The sequence below is a fragment of the Streptomyces sp. KPB2 genome (assembly GCF_003950055.1).
Taxonomy (GTDB): Bacteria; Actinomycetota; Actinomycetes; order Streptomycetales; family Streptomycetaceae; genus Streptomyces; species Streptomyces salinarius.
Window position 1 is genome coordinate 6,406,087 of the sequence record NZ_CP034353.1, and the last position, 14,146, is coordinate 6,420,232.

A 14,146-nucleotide genomic window follows, 5' to 3' on the forward strand; every position below is an offset into this window, starting at 1 on the left:
CACGCGCATTCAACGGCGCGGGCCCCGGCTTTCGCGTACGTCTGGAAGGGCAGGTCAGGCAATGACGGGCAGCACGATCAAGGACACTCCCGAGGAGTGGGAGATCCGGGGCAGCCAGACCCCCTTCCGGGGCAAGAAGACCTCGGTCCGCACGGACGACGTGGTCATGCCCGACGGCTCCGTCGTCTCCCGCGACTACCAGGTCCACCCCGGTTCGGTCGCCGTCCTCGCCCTGGACGAGGAGGGCCGGGTGCTGGTCATCAAGCAGTACCGGCACCCCGTGCGCGAGAAGCTCTGGGAGATCCCGGCCGGGCTGCTCGACGTTCCCGGCGAGAACCCGCTGCACGCCGCCCAGCGCGAGCTGTACGAGGAGGCGCACGTCAAGGCCGAGCACTGGCGGGTGCTGACCGACGTCTACACCACGCCCGGCGGCTGCGACGAGGCCGTACGGATCTTCCTCGCCCGGGGTCTGTCCGAGGCCGCCGGTGAACGCTTCGAGGTCGAGGACGAAGAGGCCGACATGGAGCTGACGCGGGTGCCCGTGGCGGACCTGGTCCGGGGGGTGCTCGCGGGGGAGCTGCACAACAACTGCCTGGTCGTGGGTGTGCTCTCGCTGGTCGCCGCGGAGCACGGCGACGGCCTCGACGCCCTCCGTCCGGCCGAGGCGCCCTGGCCGGCGCGGCCCTTCGAGGCGTAGGCCCGTCCGGCGGATCCGGTCGCAGGAAACCCGCGGCGCCCCACTGCCGCCGATGAACGGGGGCGGCGGTGCCCCTCCCGCCGGCGCAGCGGAACGTGGCGGAGTCTGCGACCGACGACGACGCCCTGGACGACCCACGCCCTTGAGGCAGTGGGGGAGAGTGCGCCGGCCCCCGCGTCCGCGGCATGAACCGCCGGGCAGGCCCCCGGTGCGCGGCGGTACCCAGCGAGTCACGGGTGCGGACGCCGCCGGGCGGGTCGCGCAGCCGTTCGGCGCCCGGGTGCCACCCGCGTCCAGAACCGACCGCCCGGCGTTGCCCTGGCCGGTGGCCGGTGGCCGGTGGCCGGTGGCCGGGGTCAGGGGCCGCGTGCCTGGGGCGGGTAGACCCGGTCGGTCGCCGGGCCGGACCGTGCCCGTGCGCGAGCCGCCCCACCCGAGGCCGGGCCCGGGTCCCGGCCGGCGCTGCTTCGCCTTCGGGCCCGACCGGTGTGACGATCGGTTGATCTGATCGGGGGATGTGCCCGCCGCGCTCCGCCGGGAACGTCGCAGAGCGTGAACTAGGCTCGGGAATCGCCCGAACCGGGCTTCCGGCGGGCACCGGCGTGCGGTGGGATCGGGAGTGTGGCCCGTGACGGATCAGGCGGTGGACACGGACGGCGTACGGCTGTCTCAGGACCCTGCTGAGGAGAGCGGGTTCCTCGGCCGCACCCGGGAGCTGAAAGAGCTGCGCGCCGACATCGAGCGCGCCGGCCTCGACACCCTCTCCGGCCGCAAGGCCCCCCGCGCGCGCGTGCTGCTCATCGCGGGCCGACCCGGCTCGGGGCGCACCGCACTCGCCGAGGAGCTGGCCGCACAGGTCGCGGACGCCTACCCCGACGGCGTCCTGCGGGCCAGGCTGAGCGAGCCGGACGGCACCCGCGTACCCGTCGCGCGCCTCGCCCGGGACCTGCTCACCGAGCTGGACCGCACCGCCCCGCCCGGCGCCGACGAGGACGACCTCACCGAGGCGCTGCGGGCCTCGCTCGCCGACCGCAGGGTCCTGCTCCTGCTGGACGCCGTCGCCGACGCCGAGCAGGTCGACGCGCTGCTGCCGGACACCCCGGACTGCCTGGCCGTCGCCGTGGCCGAGGGCCCGCTCACCGGCATCGCGGACGTCCGCCCCTGCACGCTGGGCGGCCTGGACACCAAATCGGCCGTGGAGCTGCTGTCCCGCCACACCGGCTCGGTCCGGATCACCGTCGACCCCCGGGCCGCCGAACAGCTGGTCGAGCTCTGCCAGGCCCAGCCCGCCGCCCTGACCCTGGCCGGCGGCTGGCTCGCGGCCCGCCCCCAGGCGGCCGTCGCCGACCTGGCCAAGCACCTGCACGCGGAGGCCGAGGAAGGGAGCGCGCTCGACCGCGTCTTCCGCCTCGTCCACGCCTCCCTGCCCGGCACCGCCGCCCGGATGCTGCGCCTGCTCTCCCTCGCCCCGGCCGGCCTGGTCGACCCGCACACCGCCTCCGCGCTCGCCGGCTGCTCGGTGAGCGGCGCCCGCACGACCCTGGACGACTTCGTCTCCCTCGGTCTGCTGCGCGCCGCCGACTCCCCGCTGCCCGAGTACGAGGTCCCCGGGTGCCTGCACGAGCGGCTGACGCGCCTCGCCCGCAAGCACGAGCGGCCCGCCGAGCTGCAACTGGCCCGGGCCCGCATGCTGGAGCGGACGGTGCGCCTGCTCCAGTCCTGCCGGGCGGTCACCGAGACCGACAGCCCGCAGGCCCGCGAGAAGGTCCTCGCCACACCGCGCGACCTGCGCTTTCCGCACCCCAGGGCCGCCGCCGACTGGCTGCGCGCCCGACGCCCCGCCCTGCTGGCGGCGGCCCGCCTCGCGGTCGCCGACGGTGAGCTGGACACCCTCGCCCGCCGGCTCATGTCCCAGCTGGTGCGGGCCATGGTCGCGCACTTCGGCACCCAGGCGGCCGCCCCCGACCTGTACGGCGTCCACCGCCTCGTCCTCGACGTGGCCGAGCGCCGCGAGCTGCCCCGGGAGAAGGCGGCGGCCCTGCTGAACCTGGCCGACCTGGACGCCCGTACCGGCCGTACCGCCGAGGCCCTGGTGCGCTACCGGGCCGCGCTGGACGCCGGACGCGAGGCGAACGACCCCTACGCCACCGGCCGCGCGATGGAATCCGTGGGCGGCGCCCACCTGGAGCTGGGGGACTACGACCGCGCCGCCGACTGGTTCGGCCGGGCCCTCGCCCAGCGCCTCGCCCGGGACGAGCGCGCCGACGCCGCCCGGGTCTACGGCCGTATCGCCACCGCCCACACCTACGCCGGACGCTACGGCGAGGCGGTGCGGTCCTGGCGGGCCGCCATCGCCGGGTACCGCAGGACCGGCGACGTGGCCGCGCACGCGCGGGCGCTGTCCGAGCTGGCCCGGGTCCAGGAGTACGCCGGGCGCCCCGAGGAATCGCTGCGCACCTGTCAGGAGGCCGTCGACTGGGCCCGCCGGGCCGAGGACGACCGGCTCCAGGCCGCGCTGCACCTGCGGCTCGCCGACACCCTCGACCGGCTCGGCGACCCCACCGCGGCCGGGCTGCAGCGGAGCGCGGCCGAGCGCATGTTGAGGGAAGATCCCGCAGACGCCTGCGAAATCCGTAGCGCAGAGTCTGAAGATTAATGCTTTGAAAGGCTAGACAGAGGGAACACCTTCATTAAACTGGCTCTGCCGCACTTTCTCCTGCGGTCTGACCCGGTGTGCCCGCGCTTGAGCGGGTATGCCTTGTAATAACCCATCCTCTGAGCCAAGGACCGTGATCCACGTGAAGGTCGGCATCCCCCGCGAGGTCAAGAACAACGAGTTCCGGGTGGCCATCACCCCCGCCGGCGTGCACGAGCTGGTGCGCCACGGTCACCAGGTCGTCGTCGAGCGCGACGCCGGCGTCGGCTCCTCCATCCCCGACGAGGAGTACGTGGCGGCCGGTGCGCGCATACTCGACACCGCCGACGAGGTCTGGGCCACCGCGGACCTGCTCCTGAAGGTCAAGGAGCCGATCGCGGAGGAGTACCACCGCCTGCGCAAGGACCAGACGCTCTTCACCTACCTGCATCTGGCCGCCTCCAAGGAGTGCACGGACGCGCTCGTCGAGTCCGGCACCACCGCCATCGCCTACGAGACGGTCGAGCTGCCGAACCGCGCGCTGCCGCTGCTGGCCCCGATGTCCGAGGTCGCGGGCCGGATCGCCCCGCAGGTCGGCGCCTACCACCTGATGGCCCCCAACGGCGGGCGCGGCGTGCTGCCCGGCGGCGTGCCCGGCGTGACCCCCGCCAAGGCCGTCGTCATCGGCGGCGGTGTCTCCGGCTGGAACGCCACCCAGATCGCCGTCGGCATGGGCTTCGACGTGACCCTGCTCGACCGCGACATCAACAAGCTGCGCGAGGCCGACAAGATCTTCGGCACCAAGGTCAAGGCCGTCATGTCCAACTCCTTCGAGCTGGAGAAGGCCGTCCTCGATGCCGACCTCGTCATCGGCGCGGTGCTCATCCCGGGCGCCAAGGCCCCGAAGCTCGTCACCAACGAGCTGGTCTCCCGCATGAAGCCGGGCAGTGTCCTTGTCGACATCGCGATCGACCAGGGCGGCTGCTTCGAGGACTCGCACCCGACCACGCACGCCGAGCCGACCTTCAAGGTCCACAACTCGGTCTTCTACTGCGTCGCCAACATGCCGGGCGCGGTGCCCAACACCTCCACCAACGCGCTGACCAACGCCACGCTGCCCTACATCGTCGAGCTGGCCGACCGCGGCTGGGCCGAGGCGCTGCGCCGCGACCCCGCGCTGGCCAAGGGCCTCAACACGCATGACGGCAAGGTGGTTTACCGCGAGGTCGCCGAGGCGCACGGCCTGGAGTATGTCGACCCGGCGACTCTGCTCGCCTAAGTCATCAAACGGCAAAGGCGATACGTCAACAGGCGTCGTCAACCCCGCACACCCGGCCGGACCTTGCCCGACAAGGTCCGGCCGGGTGTGTGTATGGTCACTTTGCGATTCTCGGTCAACTCGCCTCGAACGTAACGCTTCAACCGATTCGCGCACCGGTGAAACCTGCTGTGCGACGGCCGTACGCCCTTGACAGAGGGATGTTTCATTGCCGACACATCGGGCCGGGTCCGGCGGATTGTGTTGCTGCGGACGGCCGACACGCCATAGAGTCGCCGAACGTCGGCATGGTGCCACGCTGACCTGTCTAGAAGTTCCCTGGTCACCAAGGAGGTAAGACGACTTGTGAATGAGTCGACATTTACTCCCGGGGGTGGTCAACCAGGAATGCCGGCACGGACCAGCGGTCCCGGGCGTCTCGAGGCCGTCGGCTCCGTAGCTGTACGCACCTCCGCAGCCGACCACCACAGTCCGCAGGCAACTCGGACAGCACACATGAGTATGGATGGCCAACACGTGAACGCCATGGCCGGCGACGGAAGTGGCGCGCCACGCAACCACTTCGCCGACTACGACGAACTGCCCGAGGGGCACTTCTACGACCCGGACGCGGAGTACGAGCCGGATCCCGAGTACGCCGCCACGCTCGCGCCCGACGCGGCCCGACAGCGCCGTGAGCGTATCGGCCCGACCGGACGCCCGCTGCCGTACTTCCCGATCCCGGGCCCGCTGACCGAGCACGGTCCCGCCAAGATCATCGCGATGTGCAACCAGAAGGGCGGCGTGGGCAAGACCACGTCGACCATCAACCTGGGTGCCGCGCTCGCCGAGTACGGGCGCCGGGTGCTGCTCGTCGACTTCGACCCGCAGGGCGCGCTGTCGGTCGGCCTCGGCGTCAACCCGATGGAGCTCGACCTCACCGTCTACAACCTGCTCATGGAGCGGGGCATGGCGGCCGACGAGGTGCTGCTGAAGACCGCGGTCCCCAACATGGACCTGCTGCCCAGCAACATCGACCTGTCGGCGGCCGAGGTGCAGCTGGTGAGCGAGGTCGCGCGCGAGTCCACGCTGCAGCGGGCGCTCAAGCCGCTGATGGACGACTACGACTACATCGTCATCGACTGCCAGCCCTCGCTCGGTCTGCTCACGGTCAACGCGCTGACCGCCGCGCACAAGGTGATCGTGCCGCTGGAGTGCGAGTTCTTCGCGCTGCGCGGTGTCGCGCTGCTCACCGAGACGATCGAGAAGGTCCAGGAGCGGCTCAACCCCGACCTGGAGCTCGACGGCATCCTCGCCACGATGTACGACTCGCGCACGGTGCACAGCCGTGAGGTGCTCGCGCGGGTCGTCGAGGCGTTCGACGACCACGTCTACCACACGGTCATCGGACGCACGGTCCGCTTCCCGGAGACCACGGTCGCCGGGGAGCCGATCACCACGTACGCGTCCAACTCCGTCGGTGCCGCCGCCTACCGCCAGCTCGCCAGGGAGGTGCTCGCCCGGTGTCACGCCGAGTGAGTCTGCCGGGGGCCGACGAACTCTTCCGTACGACAGGGGGAATGGCGCTCCAGGCGTCCACCCCGCGGCGACCGGCGGGCGGCGAGGCCCGGGTGCCGGCCCCGGCGGGGGAGAGCGACCAGGCCGCCGCCGAGGACGCACCGCAGTCGGTGCCCGCCCAGGGCGGTGACGGCGAGGGCGCGGAACATGCCGCGGCGGACGCGGAGCCGGGCTCGGCGGGCGAGTCGCGCACCCGCGGCACGGAGCGTGCCGCGCGGGGCTCCGGGCCCGGCACGGGCGCGCAGGAAGGTTCTGCCGCCCCCGGCGCCGACCGGCCCCGCAAGCGCGGCCGGGCCGCCGCACGGCGCCCCAGCGGGCGTGAGCGCCACGACGAGAAGATCACCGTGTACGTCTCCGCCGAGGAGCTGATGGACCTGGAGCACGCCCGCCTGGTGCTGCGGGGCGAGCACGGCCTGGCCGTGGACCGGGGCCGCATCGTCCGCGAGGCGGTCGCCGTGGTCCTCGCCGACCTGGAGACCCGCGGGGACGCCAGCATCCTCGTACGACGGCTGCGCGGGCGGTAGCGGTAGCCTGCGGGGGCCATGACCTCGAACGACGCCCCCCACCCCGGCCGCACCCCGCGCGCCGGCCGCCGACGTGCGCTGGGCAGGGGGCCGGGGGCGCCGGCGGCCGCGCCGCTCACCGCGCAGACGCCCTCCGGCGACGGCGCGTCCGGGACCGCCGGAGCGGCACCCGCCGAGCAGGACCTCCGGGCCGGACCGGCGCCCGCCGGACCGGCCGCCGCATCGGCCGCCGACCCCGGAGACCCGGCGAGGATCCACGAGATGGCGGCGCCGGACGCGGAGGAGTACCACCCCGGGACTCCGGGCGCGGCTGCGCCCGAAGCGGGACCGGACCCCACCGGCCACGCCGGGGCCACCGGAGTGGAGTCCGCCGAGCAGGGCCTTCGGGGCGGAGCCTCTGCCGGTACTTCGGACGCCGGGGCGACCGGAACGGAGCCGGATGCCACGGGCCACGCCGGGGCCATCGGAGTGGAGTCCACCGAGCAGGGCCTTCGGGGCGGAGTCTCTGCCGGCACTTCGGACGCCGGGGCGACCGGAACGGAGCCGGATGCCACCGGTCCGGAAGTGCCCTCGGCGGCGGAGCCGCCGGACGCGGACACGGGCACGGAGGAGGCGGCGATCGGGCGGGCCCCGGTCGAAGCCGGCCGACAGGGCGCCGCGCGTGCCGATCAGTCAGCACGGGCGGGTGGCCCGCCCGACGCGGCTCCCGCCACGGATCCGCCACCCGTGCCGGGACAATCTCCCCGGGCGGCGGACCACGACGGTCTCGCGCCGGTCGAGCGGCCGGTCCCGGCGACCGGGGCGGTCGCAGCGGCCGACGCGTGTGCGGCACCGGCCGCCCCGGGCGCGCCCGGGGGTGTCGGGCCGGAGCCCGGCGTCGGGCCCCGCGGCAGCGTGCCCCCCACGGGTGGGGAGCCCGCGGTCGGCGGGCCGCAGGACGCACCGCGAGTCGGCGGTGAGGAGGCTTCCGGGGCACACGCCGAGGAGGGCTCCGGGCGGCACGGCGCCGCCTCGTCCCAGAAGCCTTCGGAGGACATCACCGACGAAGCCGGCGACGGTGTCTTCAAGGTGCGGCTGGCCAACTTCGAGGGGCCGTTCGACCTGCTGCTCCAGTTGATCTCCAAGCACAAGATGGACGTCACCGAGGTCGCCCTGTCGAAGGTGACCGACGAGTTCATGGCGCACATCCGGGCGATGGGGCCGGACTGGGACCTCGACCAGACCACCGAGTTCCTGGTGGTCGCGGCGACGCTGCTCGACCTCAAGGCGGCCCGCCTGCTGCCCGCCGCCGAGGTCGAGGACGAGGCCGACCTGGCCCTCCTCGAAGCCCGCGACCTGCTCTTCGCCCGCCTGCTCCAGTACCGCGCGTACAAGCAGATCGCGGAGATCTTCAACGACCGGCTGGCCGCCGAGGCCCGCCGTTACCCCCGTACCGTCGGCCTGGAAGCCCACCACGCCGAGCTGCTGCCCGAGGTCGTCATCAGCATCGGCCCCGAGGGGTTCGCCAAGCTCGCCGTGAAGGCGATGCAGCCCAAGCCCAAGCCGCAGGTCTACGTCGAGCACATCCACGCCCCCCTGGTCAGCGTGCAGGAGCAGGCCGGGATCGTCGTCGCGCGGCTGAGGGAACTGGGCGAGGCCAGCTTCCACGTGCTGGTCCGGGACACCGAGGACACCCTGACCGTCGTCGCCCGCTTCCTGGCCCTCCTGGAGCTGTACCGGGAGAAGGCCGTCGAGCTGGACCAGGAGACCGCGCTCGGCGACCTGCTGGTGCGCTGGACCGGCGGCGACGGGGAGACGCAGCCGGTGGTGACCGATGAGTTCGACCGGCCGCCCGAGACGCCGAAGGAGGAGCAGAAGGCATGAGTGAAGCAACCACCGAGGCTCCGGACCAGCCGGACGGCGTCGCCGCCCTCGCCCTCAAGCCGGCCCTGGAGGCGGTCCTCATGGTCGTCGACGAGCCCGCGACCGAGGAGCAGCTGGCGAAGATACTGCGGCGGCCCCGGCGGCGGATCGCGGACGCCCTGCGCGAGCTGGCCGACGAGTACGCCGTCCAGGGGCGCGGCTTCGAGCTGCGCCTGGTCGCGGGCGGCTGGCGCTTCTACAGCCGGCCCGAGTACGCCGCGGCCGTCGAGGGCTTCGTCCTGGACGGCCAGCACGCCCGCCTCACCCAGGCCGCCCTGGAGACCCTCGCCGTCGTCGCCTACCGCCAGCCGGTCAGCCGCAGCCGCGTCTCCGCCGTCCGCGGCGTGAACTGCGACGGCGTGATGCGCACCCTCCTGCAGCGCGGGCTGGTCGAGGAGGCGGGCACGGAACCCGAAACAGGTGCGATCCTGTACGTGACGACGAACTACTTCCTGGAGCGGATGGGCCTGCGCGGCCTGGACGAGCTCCCGGAGCTCGCGCCCTTCCTCCCGGAGGCGGAGGCGATCGAGGCCGACACGCTGGAAGGGGTCCCGTCGTTCGATCCGGACGCCCCGGATGCCGGGGACGCAGACGACAAGACGGAATTTTGATGCGAAGCAGCAGCGGCAGGAACAGCAGCGGAAACAACGGCGGGAGCCGTGGTGGCAACAGCGGCGGCCGCGGCGGGAGCAGCGGGGGCCGCGGCAACTACCGCGGCGCCGGCAACAACCGCGACGACAAGCAGGGCGGCCGTCCCAAGAAGCCGCGCCCGGAGGAGCGGCGCTACGACGTGGGCCCCGGCGCCACCAAGGACGGCCCGAAGTCGGGCCGCGGTCCCTCGGCCCGGGGCGGCGCCAAGGGCGGCCCCAAGCGGCCCCAGCAGCGCGGCCGCAGCGCGCCCGCCACGTCCCGCGAGTACGAGACGCGGGCCGAGGAGCGCAACCGCGAGCGGTACGCCGGGAAGAAGGACGTCAAGCTGCCCAAGACCTTCCCGGGCGCCGAGCAGGAGGGCGAGCGGCTGCAGAAGGTCCTCGCGCGCGCGGGCTACGGCTCCCGGCGCGCCTGCGAGGAGCTGATCGAGCAGGCCCGGGTCGAGATCAACGGCGAGATCGTGCTGGAGCAGGGCCGCCGCGTCGACCCGGAGAAGGACGAGGTCAAGGTCGACGGCCTGACCGTCGCCACGCAGTCGTACCAGTTCTTCTCGCTCAACAAGCCCGCCGGTGTCGTCTCCACCATGGAGGACCCGGAGGGCCGCCAGTGCCTCGGCGACTACGTCACCAACCGTGAGACCCGCCTCTTCCACGTCGGCCGGCTCGACACCGAGACCGAGGGCGTCATCCTGCTCACCAACCACGGCGAGCTGGCCCACCGCCTGACCCACCCCCGGTACGGCGTGAAGAAGACCTACCTCGCGCACATCGTGGGCCCGATCCCGCGCGACCTCGGCAAGCGCCTCAAGGACGGCATCCAGCTGGAGGACGGGTACGCGCGCGCGGACCACTTCCGGGTCGTCGAGCAGACCGGCAAGAACTACCTGGTCGAGGTCACGCTCCACGAGGGCCGCAAGCACATCGTCCGCCGGATGCTCGCGGAGGCGGGCTTCCCCGTCGACAAGCTGGTGCGCACCGCCTTCGGCCCGATCACGCTGGGCGACCAGAAGTCGGGCTGGCTGCGCCGGCTGTCCAACACGGAGGTCGGGATGCTGATGCAGGAGGTCGACCTCTAGGTCTCCCACATCTCCGAGGGTTGTTCCGAGCGCCCGCCTTCTTTATAGTCGTACTGACTATTAAGGGGGTGGGTGTTTCGTGCACGGCTACGACAAGCACGCTTTCGAACCCTTCGCCGTCACCGTCGACCTCGCCGTCCTCACGCTGCGCGCGGGCGCGCTGCACGTGCTGCTCGTCGAGCGGGGCCAGGAGCCGTACGCGGGCCGCTGGGCGCTGCCGGGCGGCTTCCTGCTGCCCCAGGAGTCGGCGGAGACTGCGGCCCGGCGCGAGCTGGCCGAGGAGACCGGCCTCGCGGACGTGACCGGGCTGCACCTGGAGCAGCTGCGGACCTACAGCGAGCCCGACCGCGACCCCCGCATGCGGGTCGTGTCCGTGGCCTTCGCCGCGCTGCTCCCGGACCCTCCAGAGCCGCACGGCGGCGGTGACGCGGCCGAGGCCCGCTGGGTGCCGTACGACGAGGCCCGCGGCCTCGCCTTCGACCACGACCGGATCCTGGCCGACGCCCGGCACCGCGTCGGCGCCAAGCTGGAGTACACCTGCCTGGCCACCGCCTTCTGCCCGGCCGAGTTCACCCTCGGCGAGCTGCAACAGGTCTACGAGACGGTGTGGGGCACGGCCCTGGACCGGCCGAACTTCCGCCGCAAGGTCCTCGCCACCCCCGGCTTCGTCGAGCCCGTCCCGGGCGCCGCCCGCCTCACCGGAGGCCGCGGCAAGCCCGCCGCCGTGTACCGCGCGGGGCCGGCCACCACCCTGCACCCACCGCTGCTCCGCACCTCTCGGGAAGGACGCCCCGCATGACCACGACCCCCGGCACCAAACGCGCCGCCACCGGAGCGCTCATCGGCCTCGCCCTCGGCGACGCGCTGGGCTTCCCCACCGAGTTCAACGACGTCCCGTCGATCCTCGCCAAGTGCGGCCCCTGGCGGGAGATGGAGCTGCCCCGGCCGGCCGTCGTCACCGACGACACGCAGATGACGCTGGCGCTGGGGAAGGGGCTGCGGACGGCGATGGACCGGGGCGTCCTGGCACCCGAGGCGATGACCGAGCCGGTACGGCAGGAGTTCATCGCCTGGAACCGCTCGCCCGACAACAACAGGGCCCCCGGCAACACCTGCCTGCGCGCCTGCGACCTGCTGGAGCGCGCCGACCGCCCCTGGCAGGACGCCAGTCAGATCCACTCCAAGGGCTGCGGCGCCAATATGCGCGTCGCGCCCGTCGGCCTCGTCCCCGGCCTCAGCGACGAACAGCGGGCGGGCGCCGCCCAGTTGCAGTCCGCGCTCACCCACGGGCACCCCACCGCGCTCGCCGCCTCCGACCTCACCGCACACGCCGTACGACTGCTGGCGGAGGGCGCCGAGCCGACCGGCCTGGTCGGGCTGCTGCGCTCGTACGCCTACGACAACCGCACCCGGTACCACGAGCGCTGGCTCGGCGACCTGTGGAGCCGTTCCCAGGACCCGACGCCCGAGCACTTCATCGCGCGCGGCTGGGACGAGTGCCTGGCCACGCTCGACCGGCTCCAGGAAGCGGTGCGCACCGTCTCGCCCGAGACCGACCCCTGCCTGGCCGTCGGCGAGGGCTGGATCGCCGAGGAGGCCATGGCGGCCGGGCTGCTCTGCTTCCTGCTCTTCGTCGACGAGCCGCTCACCGCCCTGCGCCGCGGCGCCTGCACCTCCGGCGACTCCGACTCCATCGCCTGCCTCGCGGGCGCCTTCGCGGGCGCGCACCTGGGCGCCGACGCCTGGCCGGCCGACTGGGCCGACCGCATCGAGTACCGGGGCGACCTGCTGGCCCTCGGCGCCCTCTGGGACGCTTGAGCCCATGATCGACGCCCTCGACATCGACCTGGCCCCGGTGGTGGCCGAACAGCCCTTCCCGGTGCTGTTCGCCACCGTCTCCGGCGCCCACCTCTACGGCTTCCCCTCCCGCGACTCCGACGTCGACCTGCGCGGCGTGCACCTGCTGCCCGCCGCCGACCTGGTCGGGCTGCGCGAGCCGGAGGAGACGCGGTCGCGGATGTGGGACCGGGACGGCGTCGAGATGGACCTGGTCACGCACGACCTGCGCAAGTTCGTCCGGCTGATGCTCCGCCGCAACGGCTACGTACTGGAGCAGCTGCTCTCCCCGCTGGTCGTGCACACCACCGAGGCGCACCGGGAGCTGGCCGCCCTCGCGCCGGGTGTTCTCACCCGCCACCATGCCCACCACTACCGGGGATTCGCGGGCACCCAGTGGCGGCTGTTCGAGAAGACCGGCCAGCTGAAGCCGCTCCTGTACACCTTCCGGGTGCTGCTCACCGGCATCCACCTGATGCGCACCGGCGAGGTGCAGCCCCACCTGCCCACCCTCGTCGAGGAGATCGACACCGCTCCGGGGTACCTGCCCGAGCTGGTCGCCGCCAAGGCTGAGCGCGAGCACGGGGACGCGGGGGTCGACCACGCGCGCGTGCGATCCGACGTGGAGCGGCTGCACGCCGTGCTGGACGAGGCCCAGGCCGCCTCAGCGCTTCCCGACGCCCCGGCCGGGTACGACGCCCTGCACGACTTCGTCGTACGGGTCCGGCTGGAGCGCTGAGGCTCGGCGGGTGCGGATCAGGAAGTCCTCCACGCGGCGCCGGTCCGGCTCCTCGGGGAGCGGGCTGTGCCGGGTCGCCTCCTCGCCCTCCCGCGCCAGGAGGTTCATCCGCGCCTCCACCTCCGGCCAGGGCACCTCGCCGCGCTTCACGGCGAGCAGCGACTCCCGCGCCTCACCGACGTCGATCGTCAGGACGCCCGTGCGCAGCAGGTCGCGGGCGCTGGTCAGCAGCCTGAGCAGGTGCATCGCGTGCTTCCAGCGCGGGGCGCCGTGGGTGCGCACGTCGGCGTCGAGCTTGCGGCGCTGACCGTGGGCGTAGCGGGTGAAGGTCTCGTAGGCCCGGCGGGAGAGGAACGCCTCGCGGAGGGCGAGGAGTTCGCGGCCGGTGTCGTCCACCGACTCCACGAGCGGGGAGTGCAGGCACTCCAGGATGTTCGGGTTCGCGCGCAGGGCCAGCTCGCAGAAGCGCTCCAGCTCCCAGCTGAACTGCTCCTCCCCGGGACCCTCCACATGCGTGGGCGGCTTCTCGAAGCGCCAGTACAGCGCGGTCGGCGCGAGGAAGACGCCCCGGCGGTCCGTGTCGCTGTCCTCCGTCGCCAGACCGAAGGCGCGCGAGCCCATGACGCAGGAGTAGATCGTGTGGTCGCGGACCAGGGTCGCGTGGTTTCCGGGGGGTTCGGGGCGCATGGCGGGAGCGTACGCGGGCGGCTCACGCCAGGCGGATCGAATTTCCCTCCACCGTGATCCGCTTCCCGGGCAGCGGCTTCGTCGCCGGGCCCCGCACGACCGAGCCGTCGGCGACGGCGAACCTGCTGCCGTGGCAGGCGCAGTCGATGGTGCCGTCCCGCGCGTCCGAGACGACGCAGCCCTGGTGGGTGCAGACCGCCGAGAACGCCTTGAACTCGCCCTTCCGCGGCTGCGTCACGACGATCTTCTCCTCGGTGAGGACCTTGCCGCCGGCGACCGGGATGTCACCCGTGCGCGCCAGCTCCTGGCCCGGTGAGGCGGCCGAGGAGTCGTCGTCGCCTCCGCCGCCGCAGCCCGCGCAGAGCGCCGCCGCGCCCGCGCCCGTGCAGCGGAGGACCGTACGGCGGCTCGGGGTGTGGGTCATGTCGCAACTCCGGGGGAGAGGGCTTCCGGGCGGTGGGGCCAGCGTCTCAGGGGACGGGCGCCCCGGGCCGGTACGCGGCGGCCTGACTAGGCTGGACGGACCAAGAACCGATACACGCGTCAGCAACATCGGCAGCAACG

Annotated in this window: 13 protein-coding genes; 11 read left to right on the forward strand and 2 right to left on the reverse strand. The window is 73.2% G+C overall.

From position 1 onward, the window contains the following. Nucleotides 1-61: 61 nt before the first annotated feature. The 11 genes from D1J63_RS28875 to D1J63_RS28930 all read left to right on the forward strand — a co-directional run bounded on the left by D1J63_RS28875 (nt 62) and on the right by D1J63_RS28930 (nt 12,895). A complete protein-coding gene (locus D1J63_RS28875) occupies nt 62-697 on the forward strand; it encodes an NUDIX hydrolase (RefSeq protein ID WP_102927261.1) in 636 nt (211 codons plus the stop codon). 628 nt (nt 698-1,325) lie between these two features. After that, on the forward strand, nt 1,326-3,353 hold the full coding sequence (locus tag D1J63_RS28880) for a tetratricopeptide repeat protein (protein WP_164713018.1): 2,028 nt from the start codon (nt 1,326-1,328) through the stop codon (nt 3,351-3,353). A gap of 142 nt (nt 3,354-3,495) precedes the next feature. After that, the gene (gene ald / locus D1J63_RS28885) at nt 3,496-4,611 is read left to right on the forward strand and encodes an alanine dehydrogenase (protein ID WP_125635891.1); all 1,116 of its coding nucleotides are present in this window, start codon (nt 3,496-3,498) and stop codon (nt 4,609-4,611) included. Nucleotides 4,612-4,998: 387 nt separating this feature from the next. Further along, complete coding sequence (locus tag D1J63_RS28890; protein ID WP_078884777.1) at nt 4,999-6,129, forward strand: ParA family protein; 1,131 nt, start codon at nt 4,999-5,001, stop codon at nt 6,127-6,129. 41 nt (nt 6,130-6,170) lie between these two features. Further along, entirely contained in the window at nt 6,171-6,692 is a 522-nt protein-coding gene (locus tag D1J63_RS28895; RefSeq protein WP_232249812.1) for a hypothetical protein, read from the forward strand. 894 nt (nt 6,693-7,586) lie between these two features. Next, nucleotides 7,587-8,555, forward strand: a complete 969-nt coding sequence (locus D1J63_RS28905; protein WP_241235621.1) for a segregation/condensation protein A — start codon at nt 7,587-7,589, stop codon at nt 8,553-8,555. After that, complete coding sequence (gene scpB, locus D1J63_RS28910; protein ID WP_125632894.1) at nt 8,552-9,205, forward strand: SMC-Scp complex subunit ScpB; 654 nt, start codon at nt 8,552-8,554, stop codon at nt 9,203-9,205. Before D1J63_RS28905 ends, scpB begins: the two co-directional genes overlap by 4 nt. Beyond that, nucleotides 9,205-10,320, forward strand: a complete 1,116-nt coding sequence (locus D1J63_RS28915; protein ID WP_073731048.1) for a pseudouridine synthase — start codon at nt 9,205-9,207, stop codon at nt 10,318-10,320. The genes scpB and D1J63_RS28915 overlap by 1 nt, the downstream gene beginning before the upstream one ends. 79 nt (nt 10,321-10,399) lie before the next feature. Beyond that, on the forward strand, nt 10,400-11,119 hold the full coding sequence (locus D1J63_RS28920; protein WP_125632896.1) for an NUDIX domain-containing protein: 720 nt from the start codon (nt 10,400-10,402) through the stop codon (nt 11,117-11,119). Continuing rightward, complete coding sequence (locus D1J63_RS28925; protein ID WP_125632898.1) at nt 11,116-12,138, forward strand: ADP-ribosylglycohydrolase family protein; 1,023 nt, start codon at nt 11,116-11,118, stop codon at nt 12,136-12,138. Before D1J63_RS28920 ends, D1J63_RS28925 begins: the two co-directional genes overlap by 4 nt. A 4-nt stretch (nt 12,139-12,142) precedes the next feature. Continuing rightward, nucleotides 12,143-12,895 carry a nucleotidyltransferase domain-containing protein gene (locus D1J63_RS28930; protein WP_125632900.1) on the forward strand — a complete coding sequence of 251 codons (753 nt, stop codon included), beginning with the start codon at nt 12,143-12,145 and terminating at the stop codon, nt 12,893-12,895. On the opposite strand, the gene D1J63_RS28935 is transcribed toward D1J63_RS28930, so the two are convergent. Together D1J63_RS28935 and D1J63_RS28940 are read right to left on the reverse strand one after the other, a co-directional pair. After that, nucleotides 12,821-13,582, reverse strand: a complete 762-nt coding sequence (locus tag D1J63_RS28935; protein WP_125632902.1) for a nucleotidyltransferase domain-containing protein — start codon at nt 13,580-13,582, stop codon at nt 12,821-12,823. The two genes, D1J63_RS28930 and D1J63_RS28935, sit on opposite strands and share 75 nt — an antisense overlap. 22 nt (nt 13,583-13,604) lie before the next feature. After that, the gene (locus D1J63_RS28940; RefSeq protein WP_102931340.1) at nt 13,605-14,006 is read right to left on the reverse strand and encodes a Rieske (2Fe-2S) protein; all 402 of its coding nucleotides are present in this window, start codon (nt 14,004-14,006) and stop codon (nt 13,605-13,607) included. Between the last annotated feature and the right edge of the window lie 140 nt (nt 14,007-14,146).